Here is an 18,452-nt window from a genome sequence, read left to right as displayed (position 1 = left end):
ATCCGGTGGGAAGGCTTACCGTGGACGGCGTGACGATCACGGCGGAGGTTGTGAGCCAGGTAGACGACCGGATCCGGCGTCTGGAGTCCCGGTTGGTCCGCGAGTTCCACGACGTGCCGCCGAGCATCGTGCACGAGTGGATCGAACGGGCGCGGGCGCGGTTCGGCGGCGCGCGGTTGCAGGACTACGTGCCGTTGTTCGTGGCCCGTGAGGTGCGAGCCTTCGCACGGGCGTTCCCGGCGCAGGAGACGCCAGGGACGTTCCTGTCGAGCTGGGCGCGGAACACGGCCCGCCGCCTGCTCGCCGCGGAGCTGCCACGCCGTTGGGCGCACACGGCAGGTGTGGCGCGTCGTGCGGAACACGTCGCACGGGTGCTGCCGGAAGAGGAACGCGAGCTGCTCGTGGCAGCGGCGTGGGTGCACGACATCGGCTACGCGGCCGAGCTGACCGACACGGGCCTGCACTCGCTCGACGGGGCGCGCTACCTGCGGCGGGCGGGCGTCTCGGAACGGATCTGCGGCCTGGTCGCGCACCACTCGGGCGCGGCGGCGGTCGCCGGGCTGGTCGGGCTCGCCGACGGCCTCGGGGAGTTCCCGGACAACCGCGGGCGGCTCCGCGACGCGCTCTGGTACTGCGACATGAGCACCGGCCCGGACGGGTACCCGACGACGGTGCACGGCAGGCTGGCCGAGATCCGGCAGCGCAGGGGCCCCGACGCCCCGGTGGTCCGCGCGCTCGCGATCAACGGTGACGAGCGTCTGGCGGCGGTCCGGCGCACGCATCGGCTGCTCCGCCGGGCGTGACGCACGCGTCATGGGCATTTACTTGAAAGTTGAACTATCTTGGACGGTATGAAGAAGATCGGTTTTCTGTCGTTCGGGCACTGGACGGACAGCCCGCACTCGCAGACGAGGTCGGCGGCGGACACGTTGCTGCAGTCGATCGACCTCGCGGTGGCCGCCGAGGAACTCGGCGCGGACGGCGCCTACTTCCGGGTGCACCACTTCGCGCGGCAGCTCGCCTCGCCGTTCCCGCTGCTCGCCGCGATCGGCGCGAAGACCGACCGCATCGAGATCGGCACCGGCGTGATCGACATGCGCTACGAGAACCCGATGTACATGGTCGAGGACGCCGGCGCCGCCGACCTCATCGCCGGCGGAAGGCTCCAGCTCGGCATCTCCCGGGGATCGCCCGAGCAGGTCGTCGACGGGTGGCGGCACTTCGGCTACCAGCCCGCAGAGGGCCAGACCGACGCCGACATGGCCCGCATGCACACCGAGCTGTTCCTGAAGGTGCTGGAGGGCGGAGGCTTCGCGGAACCCGCTCCCCGCCCGATGTTCCCGAACCCTCCCGGACTGCTGCGCGTCGAACCGCACGCGCCGGGCCTGCGCGACCGGATCTGGTGGGGCGCCGGTTCCAACGGCACCGCCGTGTGGGCGGCGAAGCAGGGCATGAACCTGATGAGCTCGACGCTGAAGTTCGACGAGGGCGGCGCGCCGTTCCACGTCCAGCAGGCCGACCAGATCAGGGCGTTCCGCAAGGCCTGGACCGAGGCCGGTTGGGAGCACGAGCCGCGGGTCTCGGTGTCGCGCAGCATCTTCGCGCTCACCACGGACCTCGACCGCGCGTACTTCGGCGCCGACGGCAGGAGCACCGACTCCATCGGCTTCATCGACGGGCCGACCAAGGCGATCTTCGGCCGGTCCTACGCGGCCGAGCCGGACGTGCTGGTCGAGCAGCTCGCGGAGGACGAGGCGATCGCCGAGGCCGACACGCTCCTGCTGACCGTGCCCAACCAGCTCGGCGTCGAGTTCAACGTGCACGTGCTGGACAACATCCTCACGCACGTGGCACCGGCACTCGGCTGGCGTTGACCGAAGGACGTCACCGTCGGCGGTCGCGCACGTAGACCGCCGACTGCTTGCCCTCGCGCGGCCCGCGGCGGTCAACCTCGAACAACGTGGTCGCGGTGATCAGGTCGCTGAGCTTCGAGTAGCCGTACGTGCGGGAGTCGAACTCGGGGCGCTGCTTGGTGATGATGCTGCCGACGGCGGAGAGCGTCGCCCAGCCGTCGTCGTCCGACGCCGCCTCGACGGCGTTGCGCAGCAGCTTGACCAGCGTCGTGTCGCCCTTGAGCTGGGCGGCCGACGTCGTCGACTTCGGCAGCAGCGGGGTCTCGGCCGGGGTCGCGGCCTCGGGGTAGGCGAGGTTCTCGACGTAGACGAACTTGTCGCAGGCCGCGACGAACGGCTTGGGCGTCTTGCGTTCGCCGAAGCCGTAGACGGTGAGGCCGGACTCGCGCAGGCGGGCGGCGAGACGGGTGAAGTCCGAGTCGCTGGAGACGATGCAGAAGCCGTCGAAGCGGTCGGAGTAGAGCAGGTCCATCGCGTCGATGACCATCGCCGCGTCGGTGGCGTTCTTGCCCGTCGTGTACGCGAACTGCTGGATGGGCTGGATCGACTGGGCCAGCAGGTGGTCCTTCCAGCCCTTGAGGCTGGTGCCGGTCCAGTCGCCGTACGCGCGTTTGACGTGCGCGGTCCCGTACTTGGCGATCTCGGCCAGCAGCGCCTCGGTGATCGAGGGCTGGGCGTTGTCCGCGTCGATGAGCACCGCGAGTTTCACGGCGCTCTCATTGGCAGTGGCCACGCTTTTGGTCCGCCTTCGTTCTCAGGTGTTCAGCAGCCGGCTCAGCCACGTCAGCGAGGCCGTGATCTGGTGCGGGGACAGGCCGCGCCGTCGTTGTTCCTGGTAGAGCTCGGGGGCCAGCGGCGCGAGCAGCACCTCGACCAGGCCGTTCGGGTCCGGCGCGGCGGCCTCGGTCAGCAGCGCCAGCACGTGCAGCCGCCAGAAACCATAGGCGCCGGTGCGGAACCGGGCGTCGCCGGTCTCCGCTCCGAGCGCCAGGTGCAGGTGTCGTTCGAGCAGGCCCGTCATGGCCGTGTAGAACGCCGCGAGCCGCTCGGCCGGTGGCGCGCCGGGACCCAGCGGCGGGGGACCGCCCATCAGTTGTTCCTGCAGCACGCGTTCGTGCTCGTCCAGCAGCGCTGCGGCGACGGACGCCGGGTCGGGGTAGCGGCGGTACAGCGTGGCGCGACCGACGCCGGCGGCACGCGCGATCTCGTCCATCGTGACCTGGCGGGCGTCCTTGGTCGCGAACAACTCCTCGGCGGCGGCCAGCACGCGCGCCCGGTTGCGCGCCGCGTCGGCGCGTTCCCTGGCCGGTGGCTGCCCGATGACCATGAACGGATCGTACGCGATCACCGAACAAGTGGACAGGGCGTCCACTTCGTGCTTACCCTGGATTAGCGGACACCGTGTCCACTTATTGGGGGTTGTTGTCGTGTACTTCGCGTTACTGGGGTCAGCGCTGCTCGTCGGATGTCTGCTCGCCGTGCAGGCGTCAGCGAACCTGCAGCTCACCAAGGCGGTCGGCACGCCGTACGGGGCGTCGACGCTGCAACTGGGTCTCGCCGCGGCGGTGCTCGCCGTGCTCGCGGTGGCGACCGGCACGATCGGTGCGGTGGCGCTCGTGCCGGACGTCGAGCCGTGGCACCTGCTGGGCGGACTGGCCAGCCCGCTCTACATCACCAGCGGCATCCTGTTGTTCCCTCGGCTGGGCGCGCTCGCCGCCGTCGGGCTCTTCGTGACCGGTCAGATGTTCGCGTCAGTGGTGCTGGACCTGTTCGGACTGCTCGGCCTGCACCAGAAGCCGTTGTCCGCGGGCATCGTGGTCGGTGCCGTGGCGGTGCTCGCGGGGATCACCGTGATCGCCCGGCCGAAGACCAGGCACGTGGGCTGGATCGGCCTCGGCATCGTCGCGGGCGCCGTGCTTCCGGTGCAGGGGGCGATCAACGCCCGGTTGCGCGCCGACCTGCACGCGCCGATCGCCGTCGCGTTGATCAGTTTCGTCGTGGCGACGCTCGCGATCGCGGTGGTGCTGCTGTTCAACCGCACGCCGCCGCCGAACCTGGCACCCCTCAAGGACATGCCGTGGTGGGGCTGGCTCGGCGGCGGGTGTGCGGCTGCCTACGTCACCGCGACGTTCCTGCTCATCCCGGAGATCGGCGCCGCGACCACCGTGGTGCTCACGGTCACCGGACAGCAGCTCGCCTCGGCGTTGATCGACCACCGCGGACTGTTCCGGATGCCGCGCAGGCCGTTCACGCCCGCTCGCGTCGCCGGGCTCTCACTGCTCGTCGCCGGTTCGCTGCTCGTCCAGTTCGGCTGAGGTCAGCAGCTGGTCATGTAGTAGTAGCAGTGGACCTTGGCGACGACCTGGTGGTCGATGTCCCGCACGGTGATGCGGACGTTGGTGATTCCGCCCGGAACGTCCGCCGTCAGCGTGAACGGCTTGTAGTTGACCGTCCGGCCGCCGAGCCCGCGCTGGTCCAGCTCCTTCCAGGTGCCGGAGTCGACCTCCGTGTTGCCCTGGTAGCCCTGCCAGGACACGTCGCCCCACTCGCCGGCGATGACCGAGAAGTAGGCGTTGCTGATCGTCACCGTGCGCAGTGACGACGACCAGGTCAGGTCGCCGCCCGAGCTCGCGGCGACCCGGCCGGAGCTGTGCTTCGCGGCCACGTAATACCCGGCCGTCGCGGCCGAGGCCACGCCGCCCGTCGTCGCCACGAGCGCGGTGACGGCCGCCAGCGCCACGCCGAGTCTGGTCAAGATCCTCATCCGGTGTTCCCCCTTCAGGTTCCTGCGGTACCGGGGAATGGTGCGGTGGGGGCCTTGACGGATGGCTTGCGGGTTTTCTGCAATCCGCAGGTCGGAACGGGTTCGATGCCGTACGTCTCGGTTGTGACACCGCTCCGACACGATCGTCCAAAGCAACACGAACGCCCTGTGCCCGCATTACGGTGGTGATGGGAAAAGCCGTGAGAGAGGCGGAACCGGGCGTGACGTCCTGGGTCGAAGTGATCAACTATGTTCGGCTGCGGTACGAGGTGCTGGAGGAGACCGACGCCTGGCTGCGGTTCCGGCTCGCCACGGACGGCGAGCGGACGCAGCAGGTCTCCGTGCACCACCTGCCGGACCTCGACGGCACGGCGTGGGTGGAGATCTCCTCGCCGGTCGGTCGTGCCGCCGACGTCGATCTGCGCCGGTTCCTCGAACTGGCGGGCGAGCCGCAGGTCGGCGGAGCGGCCGTGGTGGACGGTCTCGCCTTGCTCAAGCACGTGGTGCCGCTGGAGGACCTGAGCGTCCGCGAGGAGTTCGAACGCCCGCTCGCGCTGCTGGTCGGCCGTGCGGACGCGATGGAGCACCAGCTGACGAGCGGCGACCAGTTCTAGCGTGATGGCGGAGGCCGCGGCCTGGGCCGACCAGCGGGTGGCGATGGTCCGCGACGACCCCGCCGGCCGGCTGGTGTTGATGGAGCGCTGCTACTACGGCCCGTTCGGCCAGGCACCCCAGCACCTGCCGTTCCGGCGGGCGGCGCGGTCGTTCATGCGCTGGCAGCTGGGGCGCGGCGTGCTGCAACCCGCGTTCCACGCGCGGCCGGGCAGCCCATGGTGGCGCGAGGTGAACGAGCGCATCCTCCGCGACGGGTGTGAGGCGGTCGGTCTGAGCGGCGGGCTGGGTGGCCCGCCGTCGTCGCACTCGGCCGCCCAGTGGCTGGCGTTCGCGTTGAACCCCACCGCGGAGGCCTGGTACCGCGCGCACAACGGGAGCGTGGTCGCCGCCTACCTGGAGCACCGCTCGCTCGCGGAGGCCGAGAGCGAGCCCGAGCGGTTCTTCATGAACGTCATCCTGTGCCGGGTGCTCTACACGCACGCCCTGGTGGCCGCGCCCCGGATGTCACTGGGCTGGATGCGCGCGCTCGCGCCGTTGCTCGGCGACCCCCGGCTGGGCATGACGGGGATCTTCCTGCAGCTCTCCCGCGTGCTCCCGGACCAGTACCCGCTGCGCGACGACGTCCGGTACTACCTCGCCCAGGAACACGGGTTCGCCCGTCTCGTCGACTTCGGCATGATCGTGCCGAGAATGCAGCGGCTCTACGAGTGGTCGGCGCGCGAACTCGAGGCACCGGGGTTGCTCGACTGCGTTCGCGACGGCGCCCTGACCTACGCGTGGCCGTTCGAGGATCGGCACGTGTGGGATCCGCCGAGATCGCTCGTGCTGCCCGTGATCCACCGGATCCTCCCGCCTCGGTAGGTGGCCGGATCGCAATTCTCGTCCGGAGCTTGACTGGCGGGTCAGCGTTGCCCAATCGTGTGCGGCGTGACTGGACTGGATCAGCGTTCTACCGACGTCGTGATCGTCGGTGCCGGCTACGCGGGGCTGGCCGCCGCGTCCCGCCTCACGGCCGCCGGACTCGCCGTCGTCGTGCTGGAGGCCGCTGATCGGGTGGGCGGCCGGGTGTTCAGCGAGGAGCTGTCGTCCGGGGTGCGCGTGGACCACGGCGGACAGTGGATCGGCCCGGCGCAGAAGCGTTTTCACGAGCTCGCGGCGAAGTTCGGCTGCGCGACCTTCCCGACGTGGGAGACCGGCCAGCACGTCGAGGTGTGGCACGACGACACCCGCACCGACTACTCCGGCGCCGTGCCGAGGTCCGGTCCCGGCATCGACGACTACCACCGCGTGATCAAGTCGCTCGACGACCTCGCGTTGACCGTCGACCTGGAACGGCCGTGGCTCACGCCGCGGTTCGCCGAGTTCGACGCTTTCTCCGCCGAGGAGTTCTTCGGTTCGCAGACCAGCGACGAGGACGCGTTGCGCAGGCTGGCGCTCGCCGTGCAGGGCGTGTGGTGCTGCGAGCCGAGGGAGATCTCGTTCTTCCACGTGCTGTTCTACGTGGCCTCGGCAGGCGGGTGCGGGCAGTTGATGGAGATCACCGGAAGCGCGCAGGAGTCCCGTTTCGCCGACGGCGCGGACGCGCTCGCGCGGGCGCTGGCCGCGTCGATGCCCGGTGTTGTGCGGCTGGACGAGCCGGTGCGGGAGATCCGGCACGTCTCCGACGGCGTCGAAGCGGTGACCGGCAAGGGAATGGTCCGCGCACGGCGGGCGATCGTCACCGTGCCCCCGGCGGCGTTGGGGCGGATCACGTTCGAGCCCGTGCTGCCGCAGGCGCGTCGCGGCTGGACCGGTCACACGCCGATGGGACGGGTCGCGAAGATCCACGCGGTCTACGAGGAACCGTTCTGGCGCAAGAAGGATCGCTCCGGCATCGCCACCCTCTACAACCGCAACCCGGTGGGCGTCGTGTTCGACAACTCGCCTGAGGACGCCTCTCGCGGCGTGCTCGTCGCGTTCATCTACGGCGACCGCGTCGACCGCTGGGCCGCCGCGCCTGATTCGGTCCGGCGTGCCGACGTTCTCACGACGCTGGCCGAGGTCGCCGGAACCCGTGCGCGCATGCCGATCGACTACACCGAGATGGCCTGGTCCGAGGACGGCTGGACCATCGGCGGCTACGCGTGCTTCGTGTATCCCGGTGGCTGGAGCGAATACGGCGAGCACGGCTGGCGTGCGCCGACCGGCAACGTGCACTGGGCGGGCACCGAGACCGCGTCGGTCTGGAACGGCTACATCGATGGCGCGATCACCTCCGGCGAGCGGGCCGCCGATGAGGTGATGACCGCGTTGAAGATCGCCAGATGACCGGCTTGTCCTCGCGCGTGCGGACGGCGCTGCGGGCGGTGGCGCTGTCGCAGCGCGAACTGGCCGTGCGCATCGGCATGGACCCGACGGCGTTGTCCAAGGCCCTGCGCGGCACGAGGCGGCTGCGCGACGAGGAGATCGCGGCCATCGCTCAGGCCTGCTCCGTGACGGTCGCCTACCTGACGCGAGGCGCCGGCCCAGAACCCGTTGTGCCCCAGTCCGTACGTGACCGCGCGGACGCCGTGACGGCGCAGGAACGCCGCGACCAGATCCTCGCCGCCGCCACCGTGCTGATCGCCCGGCGCGGCTATCACAACGTGCGCGTGTCCGACATCGCACGCCACTGCGGCACGAGCACCGCGACCGTGCACTACCACTTCCCGACCAAGGAAGCGGTCCTGCACGCCGCGATGGAGCACTACGCACGGAGCTTCCGCGTTCGCGTGGAACGGGAGTTCGGTCAGGCCACGTCGGCGCGTGACAAGCTCCGCCGCCTGGTCGAGGTCCAGCTCCCGGTCGCCACCGACGACGTGGACGAGTGGTCGGTGTGGGTCCAGTTCTGGAGTCAGGCGATGCTCGAACCGCGGCTGCGCCCGGTCCAGCGCCTGGTCTACTCGGACTGGCGCCGCATCGTCGTGGACCTGCTGGGGGAGTGCCGCGCGGAAGGCCTGTGCGGTGGCGCCGACGTCGAGTCCCTCGCCGATCGTTTCATCGCGATGGCCGACGGGCTGGCGGTCCAGATCCTCGCGTCGTCGACCGAGATGCGGTCCGATCGCATGCGCGACCTGCTGCTGCGAGCGTTCGAACCGGACCTCGTCCTCACCGGCTGATACTTGACGTACGCCCGCCTGCTCGGTGGCGGACACGACCACGTTCTCGACCGCACGACCGGCTTGCCCGCCGCGTCAGATCGACGGGCAGCGCAGTCCGTCGCGCGGCACGGTGCGGTCGAGCAGGTAGGCGTCGGTGACCGCGCGGGTGCACGGGGTGCGGGCGTAGACGCCGTGTCCGGTGCCCTCGTAGGTCACGAGCGTCGCCTTGCCGCGGGCCTGCCGGTGCACGCTGACCGCGCTCTCGTAGCCGGTCGCGGGGTCGTGCAGCGAGTTCAGCATCAGGACCTGCGATGTGGTGACCGGGTGCCAGGGGCGTGCGGGGTTGAGGGTCGGTCCCTGCCAGCCGGCGCACCACGTGAGTGCCTGGTCCCAGATCGGCGAGGCCTGGACGTTCGGGGCGGCGGCGCGGACGTGGGAGTCCATTGTGGTCACGTCGGTGGCGCTGGCCGGGTGGCCGGTGAAGTCCTGGCACAGCACGGCCTGGGCTCGTCGGGTCGAGGTGCCGAAGCTCGCCTCGGGCTGGGCGGCGAGGGTGCTGAAGTACTCGCCCATGCGGGGGAAGTCCGGGCCGTAGCCGAAGCGGACGGTGCGGTTGGCCAGTTCGGTCGGGGTCAGGGCCTGGTCCGGGGCGCCGGGGACGTGCAGTTCGCCGCGGGTGGCTCGGGCTCGCAGGCCGGCGTAGAGCGCGGGGATGTCCTTGCCGTGCACCGCACATGTCGGTGTGGTGCCGCACCAGCGGACGAACTCGGCGAAGATGTCCTCGCCCGCGCGGGCACCCGCGGTCAGGAGACCGTCCAGGGGGAGGCTGGCGTCGACGACGCTGTCGATCACCATGGCGCGCACGTGTTTGCCGTACCGTTCGGCGTACTTTTGGCCGTACAGCGTGCCGTAGGACATGCCGTAGTAGGTGATCTGCTTTTCTCCCAACGACTTGCGCAGGTCGTCCATGTCACGCACGGCGCTTTGTGCGTCTACGCGGTCGAACACGGGGCCTGTGCGCGTGCGGCAGTCCTCGGCGAGCCGGTGGTTGTAGGCGGTGAGCTGGGCGAAGCGTTCCGGGGTGTCCGGGCGGCCGGTGGGGTAGGGGAGACCCACGGCGGAGGTGTCGCAGTAGATCGGGTTGCTGTCGCCGACGCCGCGCGGGTCGTAGCCGACGACGTCGAACCGGGCGAGCACCTCTTCGCTGAAGACCTTCGGCGCGTCCTTGGCGTACTGGGCGGCGGAACCGCCGGGGCCGCCGGGGTTGACCATCAGCACCCCGATGCGGCGGGCCGGGTCGGTCGCCTTGCGCCGCGCGACGGCCAGCGCGACCTGAGGGCCGTCGGGGTGGTCGCGGTCGACGGGCACGGTGAGCGTGGCGCAGTCGGCCTCGGGAACGTCCGCGCACGGCTGGAACCGCAACGCGGCAGTCGCGGACGCCGGGGCGATCGGGAGCAGCGCCATGGTGAGCGCCATCGCGAGAATCTTCATGTCCCGCAAGACGATCAGGGCCTGATTCGAGGTTCTCTGTGTGGCATAAGTCACTATTGCTTCAGTGGTGACCGAATCAAAGCGTAGACGGTCGTGCCGGTCACGCCGAACGCCACTGCTGACAACGCCGCCACGACGGAACCGGTCGGGGCGAGCAGCCAGCTGTCGGCGAAGAACGTGACGGTGAACCATGCGAACGGCAGCGTCCACGCCAGATACCCGCCGAACAACGCGGCACCGAGCGCGGCAAGTCCGACCAGGCCGACAGATCCACGCAACACGAACGACCACGGCGAGATGGAGCTGACGAGTGCGGTCGTGACGGCGATGATGGCGACGACGTGCGCCATCCCGTACGCCGGCCACGGCCAGGCGGACGTGGCGTCGAGGTCGGCGTCCTGTCCGGTGAGCCCGATGGCGAAGGCGGAGACGGCGGTGGTGATCGCCAGCGCCGACCACCGGGCGTCCGCGACCGGAGCGACCAGGTGCACCAGCAGGCAGCAGAGTGCCGCTACCGCAGAGGATGCCGGGATCTGCCGGGATCGTGCGTACAACAGCAGTGCTCTCACGGAGCGCCGCCCGTGAGCACCGCGAGTTGATCACCCTGGCAGGACAGTCCGACCTCGCGGGTCGCGTTCACCCGCGCCACCTGCTCGTCGGCGGGCAGCGCGCGCAACGCCGCCCAGGCGCGGGCGGCGGGCTCGGCCGCGCCATCGCGGATGAAACGGTGGTCGGGCAACGGCTTGAACTCGCCGGTGAACCAGGCGGCGACGGCCGTGCGCGCGGCGGCCTCGCGGATCGCCTTGTCGTTGTCGTCCAACTCGCCGAAGCAGGTGGGCGTGCCGCCACCCGCCACGAGCACGGCGAGCCAGTCGCCCGGCTTGGCGAGCCTGAACGCGTCACCGTTGAAGTGCACCGGCACGACGTCGGCGGTGCGGAGAATGCCACCCTGTCGTTGTTCGGGGTAAGGGACTTCACGAACGGAAGTCGGTGCGCCGGGCAGTTTTGCCAGCAGGCGCAACGCTTCCTCGCCCACCGGCGCGAACGCGTCCAGTGTGGACTCGCGCATCCGGCTCAGGCACACGTCTCCCCGGCACACGGCGGCGGAGGCGGCCTCGTTGAGCACGAACGTCCTGGCCGGCAGGAGCGGAAGCGCGATGGCGGCGGAGACGACCACGGGCACCAACGCGAGCAGTCGCAGGCGCGTCGTGACGGCGGCGTACAGGCCGAAGCCGGTGAGCGCGAGGCCGGTGAGCCAGATCGCCTGGCCGGTGTTCGCGGCCGTGGCGACCGTGTCGTAGACGTTGCGCGTCGCGACGAGCGCGGGGGAGAGCAGCGTGATCTGGTTCGGCACCAAGACTTCCGGCTCGGCGACCGGGTCCTGGGAGATGGTCAGGAACACGAGCGCGATCAGTGAGCTCAACGCGAGCAGTGGTGCTGTGAGCACCGACGGGAAGACGCGCGCGACGCCCATGCCGAGCCAACCGCCCGCGACGACGGCGAGTGCACCGACCGCGGTGATGGGGAGCCAGGCGAGGTGGAAGTAGCCGCCGTGCGCTACGACGAGGGTGGCGCCGAGCGCGAACACCAGCAGGTACGCGGCGACGAGGCAGCACGCGAGCGCGCCCGCGGTGGCGGCGGCGCGCTGCCAGGCGGGGCGCGCGGTGGTGGCGAAGAGGTCGTCGGTGCCGGCGCGGTGGTCGCGCAGGCCCGCGATCGCGCCCGCTCCGACGGCCATCGGCCACAGGAACACCAGCAGGAAGCGCACCCACTGGGCGGCCGAGTGCCACTGCTCGTCCCACGCCTCCGGGCCTTTCCACCACGGTGCGCTCAGCGAGTAGAGCAACGCCACCGCGGCGCCGACGAGGACCAGGCCCGCCCACGGCGCGAGTGAGCGCCGCAGTTCGACGCGCAGCGCCTTCACCACGATCCCTGCCGCTTCGGGGCGGCGAGGAGTGCCGTGTAGCCGCGTTCGATGGAGCTGTCGCCTGCGTGGTCGTCGGTTCCGGCTGCGGCTAGCTGGGCCGGCGTGCCCTGGAAGACGAGTTTGCCGTCGGCGAGCAGTACGACGTCGGTGCACGCGGTGGCGACGTCCTCGACGAGGTGGGTGGACACGACCACGCAGGCGTCGGTGCCGAGTTCGACGAGCAGTTCGCGGAACCGCATGCGCTGCGCGGGGTCGAGCCCGGCGGTCGGTTCGTCGAGCAGCAGGATCTCGGGGTCGTTGACGATGGCCTGGGCGATGCCCGCACGCCGCAGCATGCCGCCGGACAACGTCTTCAGGCGGTCGTCGGCGCGGTCGGCGAGACCCACGCGTTCGACGGCGCGCTGCACGGCGGCGGGGATGTCGCGGGTGGGCATCTCCTTGAGCCAGGCCATGTACTCGATGAACTCCCGCACGGTGAACCGCCGGTAGTAGCCGAACTCCTGGGGCAGGTAGCCGATGCGGCGGCGCAGTTCGCGCAGGTCGAGGCCACCGAGCAGGGTGAGCGTGCCGGAGGTGGGGCCCAGCACGGTGGCGAGGGCGCGGATCAGCGTCGTCTTGCCCGCGCCGTTGGGGCCGAGCAGTCCGTGCACGCCGCGGCCCATCGTGAGGGTGACGCCGTCGACGGCCATGCGCCTGCGCCCGACCCTGACCGCGAGGTCGTGGGCGGCGATCTCCCAGGCGTACGTGGTGGGGGTGGTCATGTCGTTCCTCATCGGTTGGCCCGCAGGCGGGTGAAGTCGGTCCTGCGCAGGGCGATCACGAGCAGGCCGAGCGCGAGCGCCGCGGCCCACACCGGGACGGCCGCGGGCGCGAACGCGACGGACGTGCGGCTCAGCACCACGGTCGGGGCGACGATCGCGACGGCCCACAGCGCGATGAGCGTGATCGCCGCGCGGGTCACGCCGACCAGCCCGCCGAGTGCGAGGGTGCCCGCGGTGAACGCCAGGCACGGCAGCAGCCACTGCGCGAGCGAGGCGCCGCTGGACCATCCGGCCGCCAACAGGCCCGGCACCACCACGGCGAGCACGGCGGCGGTGCGGCGCAACACCAGCGGCAGTCCGGCGCGGGGCGTGGCGGCGGCGAGCTCGTACGCCGGATCCATCGCCCTGCTCCAGGACGCGGCGACGCCCAGCACCGGCAGCACCGGGGCGACGAGCAGCACCAACGAGACGCGGTCGGGTGAGAGAGAGGTGAGCCGGTCGAGCAGCACGGCGACGAAGGTGACGACGAGGATCATCGCGAGCCACGGTCCGGCGGCGGGCGACACCCACGCGGCGAGGCGGCGGCGCCACGGCCGTGCGGGGGCCATCTGCGGGGTGTGGTCGAGCAACGGCGCGAGTTCCAGCCACACCGCGTCCGCCACCGGTTCGGGTGCGAGGCGGCCGCGGCACGCCGCACAGGTCTCCAGGTGGGACTCGACGGCCCACAGCTCGTCGGCGGGGATGTCCTCGTCGCCCCGCGCGTATCGGAGCAGCAGCTGCTCTCCTGGGTGGTGCGCGGTCATGACAGGGCCTCCCGCATCGCGATCCTCGCCCGCCTGGCGCGGGTCTTGACGGTGCCTTCCGGCACCCCGAGCAGCACCGACGTCTCCCGGACGGACAGTCCGTCGAGCACCATCGCCTGCAACACCTGCCGCAGTTCCGGGGCCAGTCTGCGCAACGCGTCGCCCACCTCGTCGCCGACCACGCCTTCGAGCACCTCGTCCTCGGCGGCACGGGCGGCGGGCTCGGTCGCGGCGGCGTTCGGCGGCTGGGCGTGGTGCGCCCGTCTGCGGAACGCGTCGATCAGCCTGCGGGCGGCGATGGTCCACAGCCAGCCGACCGCGGTGCCGTCGGTCGCGCTGCCGGCGAAGGCGCCGGCCGCCCGCCACACGGCGAGGTAGGTCTCCTGAAGCACCTCGGCGACGATCTGCTCGTCGGAGCACCGCCTACGCAGGCGCACCGTGAGCCACGGCGCGCTGCGGCGGTAGAGCTCCTCGAACGCAGCGCGGTCACCTCGTGCGACACGGCGCACGAGCTGCTCCTCGTCGAGTTCGGCGGGCTTTTCCCGGATCGCTCTCACACTCCGCAAGACGTCGGTATCGCGCGCGAGGTTCTCACATTGCTGTGGCGTGCGTCACAAATCCGCTTCCGGAGAACCGCGCCCGGCGGCGTCGCCGTCTGGCCGCTCGTATCCCGGAGAAGTGGAGCCTGTGCGATGGCAGTGTCCCAAGTGGAGGTTCGCGGGGCGGTTTCGTCCCACGAACTGGTGAAGGTGTACGGCAGGGGCCCGGCCGCGGTGCGCGCGCTGGACGGCGTGAGCACGGAGTTCCGCGCCGGCGAGTTCACCGCGATCATGGGCCCGTCCGGGTCGGGGAAGTCGACGCTGCTGCACTGCCTGGCGGGCCTGGACACCGCCGACTCCGGGACGGTCCACATCGGCTCGACCGAGCTGACGTCGCTGGGCGACAAGGCGCTCACCCGGCTGCGGCGGGACCGGATCGGGTTCGTGTTCCAGTCGTTCAACCTGCTGCCGACGCTCACGGCCGAGGACAACGTCCTGCTCGCGTTGCGGCTGGCCGGACGCACCGCCGACCGCGAGTGGTTCGCGCGCGTCATCGACATGCTCGGCCTGCGGGACCGGTTGCGGCACAAGCCGAGTGAGCTGTCCGGCGGCCAGCAGCAGCGCGTGGCGTGCGCACGGGCGTTGGTGGGCAGGCCGGACGTGGTGTTCGCCGACGAACCGACCGGCAACCTCGACTCCCACACCGGCGCGGACGTGCTGGCGTTCCTGCGCGCCTCGGTGAGCGAGCTGGGGCAGACCGTGGTGATGGTGACCCACGATCCCATCGCCGCGTCGTACGCCGACCGCGTGGTGCTGCTCGCCGACGGCAGGGTGGCGGGCGAGATCTACTGGCCGACGACCGAGGACGTCCTGGCCGCGCTGTCGAAGCTGGGGGCGTGATGCTGCGAACCACGCTGGCCGGAATCCGGGCGCGGTTCCTGCGCCTGGTGCTGTCGTCGATCGCCATCGTGGTCGGCGTGGCGTTCGTGTCCGGCACGATGGTGCTGGCCGACGCCCTGCAGGCCACCCTGCGGGACGAGTTCGCGCGGTCCGCGCGCGGTGTCGACGCGGTGGTCGAGCCGGAACGCGACGCCGTCCTGGACATCGCGGCGATCGCGCGCGTCGACGGGGTCGCCGCCATCGCGCTGAGGCAGACCGTCGCGGTGCCGATCGTGGGCGCGCGGGGCCGGGCCGAGGAGGCCGACCTGGTGGAACTGGCGGCCGATCCGTCGTTGCGCGCGCAGGAGGTGGTGCAGGGCGCGTTCCCGGCCGCCGGGCAGATCGCCGTGAGCGAGCAGACCGCCCGAGACCGGAACCTGAGTGTGGGCGCGGAAGTCGTGCTGCTCGGCCGGGACTCGGCGCCGGAGCGGTTCACGGTGAGCGGCGTCTACGACACGGGCACGGCGGAACGCCCCGGCACGGCAGAGCTGCTGATGCCCGGCATCGCGCGGTTCGTCGACCCGGCCGAGCCTCCTTACGGCGCGCACGTGGTCGTGCGTTCGTCCGGAGTGGACCAGTCGGTGCTGGCCGAACGCCTGCAAACGGCGCTAGGGCAAGACTTCTACGTGAGCACCGGTGCGACGTACACGGAGATGCTGCTCGCCGCTCAGGGCGGGGACGACATCGCACTGGCGATGAGCCTGTTCGCGGTGGTCGCGCTGGTGGTGGCGGCGATGGTCGTGATGAACACCTTCACGATCCTGATCGCCCAGCGCACCCGTGAGCTGGGCCTGCTGCGCAGCATCGGCGCGGGGCGCGGGCAGGTCTTCCGCTCGGTGCTGCTCGAGGCGGCGGTCATCGGGATGGTCGCGTCCGTGCTCGGCCTGGCCGCGGGCGTGGGCCTGGCGGCCGCACTGCAGTCGATGCTGGGCTCGTCGCCCGTGCGGCTGCCGGTGAGCGGCCCGGCGGTGGCCGCCGCGTTCGCCGTCGGTCTCGGCGTCACGCTGGTGGCGGCGTTCCTGCCGGCGCGCAGGGCGACGCGGGTCGCGCCGATGGAGGTGCTGCGCACGCAGGTGGACAGCCGCGAGGAGGTGTCGCGCACCGGACGGGCGCGCGTCGTGGTCACCGGGGTTCTCGGGTCGATCGCCGCGCTGTTCACCGTGCTGGCGCTGACCCAGTCGTCGGGTCCGAAGCTCGCCATGGCGTTCGCGGTCGGCGCGGGCCTGTTCCTGCTCGGCGCCGTGGTGACGGCCGGTCCGCTGCTGGTCGGCCCCCTGATCCGCGGGCTGGGCGCGGTGCCCCGGGCGCTGTTCGGCGTCCCCGCCGCACTGGCCGCGGGCAACGCCGGGCGCAACCCCCGCCGCACCGCCGCCACCATGTCGGCGCTGCTGGTCGGCGTCGCGGTGGTGTCCATGCTGACGGTGATGGCGACTTCCGTGAAGGACACCAGGGACAGCACGTTCGCCCAGCAGTTCCCCGCCGACTACGAGGTCAGCAGCGCCGTGCACGACCGGCCGCTGCCCGCGTCGCTGCTGGACCGCATCACCGCACGTCCCGGGGTCGAGGCGGCCGGCGCGGAACGGACGGAGAACCTCGTCGTCGCGGTGGGGGACAGGAAGCGCACGATCGGACTGGCCGCGGTGACGCCGTCCTCGCTGGGCACCCTGATCCGCCCGGAGGTCGTGCGCGGGGACCTGTCCGCGGTGCGCGGCGACGGCATCGCGCTGACCGAGGAGATCGCGCGCTCGCTCGGCGTCGACGTGGGCACGGTGATCACCTCGACCGTCGGCACGGTCTCGAAAGACCTGCGCGTCGTCGCGCTCACGAAGTCCGGACCCGGCCTGGACGCCTACGCCGACCTGGCGACGTGGCCGGGACAGGGCGTGCAGACGATCTCGGTGAAGATGGCTCCCGGCGCGGACGGCAGGACGGTGCTGGACGCGGCCGTCGAGTCCGTGCCGACCGCGAAGATCACCAGCTTCGCCGACACCCGCGCCGAGTTCACCGCCCAGATCGACCGGCTGCTCGCGTTCGTGTGGGCGATGATCGGCCTGGCCGTGCTGACCGCGTTGCTCGGCATCGCCAGCACCATGACCCTGTCCGTGTTCGAACGCACCAGGGAATCGTCCCTGTTGCGCGCCTTGGGTTTCACGCGTGCGCAGCTGCGCGGGATGCTCGTCGTCGAGTCGATCCTGATCGCGTTGTCGGGTGCCGTGCTGGGCGCGGTGGCCGGGACGGCGTCGGCGGCGTTGCTCGTCGTGGCGGTGTCACGTGACGACGATCTGCAGATGACGGTGTCCGTTCCGTACGGGCAGTTGGCGGCGCTGTTCGTGGCGGTCGCGGTCGCCGGGGTGCTCGCGGCGGTGCTTCCGGCCCGGCGGGCGGCCTCGGCCTCGATCGTCGCGGGCATGTCCGATCGTTGAGGCCGTCACGACTTGTCGGAATTGTCTGCTGTCCGACCACGTGGGTCCGCGGCCGAAGCTCGTGCAGACCTCGCAGGGCCGCATCCTGCTCGTCGCCGTCGGCCGGCGGGCGTGACGAGCACCGGCTCGTACAGGGGAGTCCCGCAGGACCCGGCGGTCGCGCTGTCGTTCGCCGGGCTGGCCGGAGGAGGCCCCCAGGTCCGGCCTGGGGGCCTCCTTCCCGGTTATTCCGTTCCCTCGAAGGTCACCGCCGCGTCGGTGCGGGCAGGCTGGCCCCAGACGAAGTCGCGCGCGGCCGCGTCGCCAGCCAGGTGATAGCGGAACCACGAGGTGAGCACCCGCTTGGCGGCGGCGAGCTGAGCCGCCCTGGTGACGGAACCGTTGTCGCAGAACAGTCCGGACGAGTCCATGAAGCCGCAGTGGAACCCGCCGGTGACGGTGCGGAGCTGCTTCGACGGTGCCTTCGCCGCGAACATCGGCTGCTGGTGCTCACCGACCGGGGTGATGGTGTCCTGCGAGCCGGCGAGGAACTGCGCGGGTGCCTTCAGGGTGGCCGCCGCTGCCTTGGCTGAGGGGTTCGTCTCCGCCGCCGCGTAGGTCGAGATCGCCGTGATCTTCGGGTTGCGCGCGGCCGCGAGGACGGCGGCGCCTCCGCCCATGGAATGTCCTGAAGCACCTAATGCTGTTGTGGTGACGTGGTTCTGGAAGCGCGAACCCGCGGTGCCGTCCTGCGCGACGAGCCAGGTGAGTCCGGTGTTGAGGTCGTCGGCGAAGGCGCTGTGACTGGGGCTCAGGCCGCCCTGGGTGGTGGGCACCACGACGACGAAGCCCCACGAGGCCAGGTGCGTGTTCGTGCTGGTGTACTTCGACGTGGCCTGGAAGAAGCCGTGCCCGAACGCGATCGCGGGGAACCTGCCGGTGGCGACCGGCTGGTTCACGCCCGCGGCCGTCGCCGGGTAGTGCACGCGCGCCGGGACTGACCTGCCGCCCGCGACGGCCGTGACATCGCTGTACGCCACCGGGTACGAGCCTGGCAGGCCGTAGTCCGGTGGCGCGGCTAAGGCTGCCGGGGTGGCCAGGGTCGAGGCCATCAGGGCGAGCGTGATCGCGAGAACTCGCATGAGCTTCTCCTCGTGTGATCGGTCCGCGCGGCACTTG

Annotated in this window: 19 protein-coding genes; 9 read left to right on the top strand and 10 right to left on the bottom strand. The window is 71.2% G+C overall.

What is annotated here, in order from left to right; genetic code table 11:
- Window positions 1–29: 29 nt before the first annotated feature.
- Window positions 30–803, top strand: a complete 774-nt coding sequence (locus ACIRG5_RS01300) for an HD domain-containing protein (protein WP_402898360.1) — start codon at window positions 30–32, stop codon at window positions 801–803.
- 48 nt (window positions 804–851) lie between these two features.
- Entirely contained in the window at window positions 852–1,874 is a 1,023-nt protein-coding gene (locus ACIRG5_RS01295) for an LLM class flavin-dependent oxidoreductase (protein ID WP_402898357.1), read from the top strand.
- 10 nt (window positions 1,875–1,884) lie between these two features.
- Here ACIRG5_RS01295 and ACIRG5_RS01290 read toward each other — a convergent pair whose 3' ends face one another.
- Window positions 1,885–2,646, bottom strand: a complete 762-nt coding sequence (locus tag ACIRG5_RS01290; protein ID WP_319974346.1) for an NYN domain-containing protein — start codon at window positions 2,644–2,646, stop codon at window positions 1,885–1,887.
- Window positions 2,647–2,667: 21 nt separating this feature from the next.
- The gene (locus ACIRG5_RS01285) at window positions 2,668–3,240 is read right to left on the bottom strand and encodes a helix-turn-helix domain-containing protein (protein ID WP_330278114.1); all 573 of its coding nucleotides are present in this window, start codon (window positions 3,238–3,240) and stop codon (window positions 2,668–2,670) included.
- Window positions 3,241–3,340: 100 nt separating this feature from the next.
- Here ACIRG5_RS01285 and ACIRG5_RS01280 point away from each other — a divergent pair, with 100 nt between their 5' ends.
- Window positions 3,341–4,228, top strand: a complete 888-nt coding sequence (locus tag ACIRG5_RS01280; protein ID WP_402898354.1) for a DMT family transporter — start codon at window positions 3,341–3,343, stop codon at window positions 4,226–4,228.
- A 2-nt stretch (window positions 4,229–4,230) separates the two neighbouring features.
- On the opposite strand, the gene ACIRG5_RS01275 is transcribed toward ACIRG5_RS01280, so the two are convergent.
- On the bottom strand, window positions 4,231–4,677 hold the full coding sequence (locus ACIRG5_RS01275) for a hypothetical protein (RefSeq protein ID WP_402898351.1): 447 nt from the start codon (window positions 4,675–4,677) through the stop codon (window positions 4,231–4,233).
- A gap of 221 nt (window positions 4,678–4,898) precedes the next feature.
- On the opposite strand from ACIRG5_RS01275, the gene ACIRG5_RS01270 reads away from it, so the two are divergent.
- The 4 genes from ACIRG5_RS01270 to ACIRG5_RS01255 all read left to right on the top strand — a co-directional run bounded on the left by ACIRG5_RS01270 (window position 4,899) and on the right by ACIRG5_RS01255 (window position 8,429).
- Window positions 4,899–5,291: a hypothetical protein gene (locus ACIRG5_RS01270; protein ID WP_319974894.1), complete on the top strand. Its 393-nt coding sequence runs from the start codon at window positions 4,899–4,901 to the stop codon at window positions 5,289–5,291.
- A gap of 4 nt (window positions 5,292–5,295) precedes the next feature.
- Window positions 5,296–6,153 carry a hypothetical protein gene (locus ACIRG5_RS01265; RefSeq protein ID WP_402898349.1) on the top strand — a complete coding sequence of 286 codons (858 nt, stop codon included), beginning with the start codon at window positions 5,296–5,298 and terminating at the stop codon, window positions 6,151–6,153.
- Window positions 6,154–6,219: 66 nt separating this feature from the next.
- Window positions 6,220–7,599, top strand: a complete 1,380-nt coding sequence (locus ACIRG5_RS01260) for a flavin monoamine oxidase family protein (protein ID WP_402898346.1) — start codon at window positions 6,220–6,222, stop codon at window positions 7,597–7,599.
- Window positions 7,596–8,429, top strand: a complete 834-nt coding sequence (locus tag ACIRG5_RS01255) for a TetR family transcriptional regulator C-terminal domain-containing protein (protein ID WP_402898343.1) — start codon at window positions 7,596–7,598, stop codon at window positions 8,427–8,429. The genes ACIRG5_RS01260 and ACIRG5_RS01255 overlap by 4 nt, the downstream gene beginning before the upstream one ends.
- A 75-nt stretch (window positions 8,430–8,504) precedes the next feature.
- Here the strand turns inward: ACIRG5_RS01255 and ACIRG5_RS01250 are convergent, their stop codons facing one another.
- The 6 genes from ACIRG5_RS01250 to ACIRG5_RS01225 are packed head-to-tail and all read right to left on the bottom strand — an operon-like array spanning window position 8,505 to window position 13,941.
- Window positions 8,505–9,902, bottom strand: a complete 1,398-nt coding sequence (locus ACIRG5_RS01250; protein WP_402898341.1) for an alpha/beta hydrolase — start codon at window positions 9,900–9,902, stop codon at window positions 8,505–8,507.
- Window positions 9,903–9,955: 53 nt separating this feature from the next.
- Complete coding sequence (locus tag ACIRG5_RS01245; protein ID WP_402898338.1) at window positions 9,956–10,471, bottom strand: hypothetical protein; 516 nt, start codon at window positions 10,469–10,471, stop codon at window positions 9,956–9,958.
- Complete coding sequence (locus ACIRG5_RS01240) at window positions 10,468–11,826, bottom strand: hypothetical protein (protein WP_402898336.1); 1,359 nt, start codon at window positions 11,824–11,826, stop codon at window positions 10,468–10,470. The genes ACIRG5_RS01245 and ACIRG5_RS01240 overlap by 4 nt, the downstream gene beginning before the upstream one ends.
- Window positions 11,823–12,590, bottom strand: a complete 768-nt coding sequence (locus ACIRG5_RS01235; RefSeq protein WP_402898333.1) for an ABC transporter ATP-binding protein — start codon at window positions 12,588–12,590, stop codon at window positions 11,823–11,825. Before ACIRG5_RS01235 ends, ACIRG5_RS01240 begins: the two co-directional genes overlap by 4 nt.
- Window positions 12,591–12,598: 8 nt before the next feature.
- Window positions 12,599–13,393, bottom strand: coding sequence for a zf-HC2 domain-containing protein (locus ACIRG5_RS01230; protein WP_402898330.1), 795 nt, complete (start codon window positions 13,391–13,393; stop codon window positions 12,599–12,601).
- On the bottom strand, window positions 13,390–13,941 hold the full coding sequence (locus ACIRG5_RS01225; RefSeq protein ID WP_330278117.1) for an RNA polymerase sigma factor: 552 nt from the start codon (window positions 13,939–13,941) through the stop codon (window positions 13,390–13,392). Before ACIRG5_RS01225 ends, ACIRG5_RS01230 begins: the two co-directional genes overlap by 4 nt.
- A gap of 144 nt (window positions 13,942–14,085) precedes the next feature.
- Between ACIRG5_RS01225 and ACIRG5_RS01220 the strand changes: the two genes are divergently transcribed.
- Window positions 14,086–14,832, top strand: a complete 747-nt coding sequence (locus ACIRG5_RS01220) for an ABC transporter ATP-binding protein (RefSeq protein ID WP_402898327.1) — start codon at window positions 14,086–14,088, stop codon at window positions 14,830–14,832.
- Window positions 14,832–17,294 (top strand): ABC transporter permease, encoded by a 2,463-nt coding sequence (locus tag ACIRG5_RS01215; protein WP_402900825.1) that lies wholly within the window; start codon window positions 14,832–14,834, stop codon window positions 17,292–17,294. The genes ACIRG5_RS01220 and ACIRG5_RS01215 overlap by 1 nt, the downstream gene beginning before the upstream one ends.
- Before the next feature lie 224 nt (window positions 17,295–17,518).
- On the opposite strand, the gene ACIRG5_RS01210 is transcribed toward ACIRG5_RS01215, so the two are convergent.
- Entirely contained in the window at window positions 17,519–18,415 is an 897-nt protein-coding gene (locus ACIRG5_RS01210; protein WP_402898324.1) for a dienelactone hydrolase family protein, read from the bottom strand.
- Window positions 18,416–18,452 lie beyond the last annotated feature (37 nt).

It is taken from the genome of Lentzea sp. NPDC102401 (genome assembly GCF_044765805.1).
Classification (GTDB): Bacteria; Actinomycetota; Actinomycetes; order Mycobacteriales; family Pseudonocardiaceae; genus Lentzea; species Lentzea sokolovensis.
The sequence above is the reverse complement of the archived record's forward strand: the minus strand, read 5'-3'. Positions and strand labels throughout refer to the sequence as shown.

Bases quoted from the DNA above. Each gene is read 5' to 3' on its own strand.
- ACIRG5_RS01295 (WP_402898357.1), top strand. From the start codon at position 852: ATGAAGAAGATCGGTTTTCTGTCGTTCGGGCACTGGACGGACAGCCCG.
- ACIRG5_RS01285 (WP_330278114.1), bottom strand. From the start codon at position 3,240: ATGGTCATCGGGCAGCCACCGGCCAGGGAACGCGCCGACGCGGCGCGC.
- ACIRG5_RS01275 (WP_402898351.1), bottom strand. From the start codon at position 4,677: ATGAGGATCTTGACCAGACTCGGCGTGGCGCTGGCGGCCGTCACCGCG.
- ACIRG5_RS01265 (WP_402898349.1), top strand. From the start codon at position 5,296: ATGGCGGAGGCCGCGGCCTGGGCCGACCAGCGGGTGGCGATGGTCCGC.
- ACIRG5_RS01255 (WP_402898343.1), top strand. From the start codon at position 7,596: ATGACCGGCTTGTCCTCGCGCGTGCGGACGGCGCTGCGGGCGGTGGCG.
- ACIRG5_RS01250 (WP_402898341.1), bottom strand. From the start codon at position 9,902: ATGAAGATTCTCGCGATGGCGCTCACCATGGCGCTGCTCCCGATCGCC.
- ACIRG5_RS01235 (WP_402898333.1), bottom strand. From the start codon at position 12,590: ATGACCACCCCCACCACGTACGCCTGGGAGATCGCCGCCCACGACCTC.
- ACIRG5_RS01230 (WP_402898330.1), bottom strand. From the start codon at position 13,393: ATGACCGCGCACCACCCAGGAGAGCAGCTGCTGCTCCGATACGCGCGG.
- ACIRG5_RS01220 (WP_402898327.1), top strand. From the start codon at position 14,086: ATGGCAGTGTCCCAAGTGGAGGTTCGCGGGGCGGTTTCGTCCCACGAA.
- ACIRG5_RS01215 (WP_402900825.1), top strand. From the start codon at position 14,832: ATGCTGCGAACCACGCTGGCCGGAATCCGGGCGCGGTTCCTGCGCCTG.
- ACIRG5_RS01210 (WP_402898324.1), bottom strand. From the start codon at position 18,415: ATGCGAGTTCTCGCGATCACGCTCGCCCTGATGGCCTCGACCCTGGCC.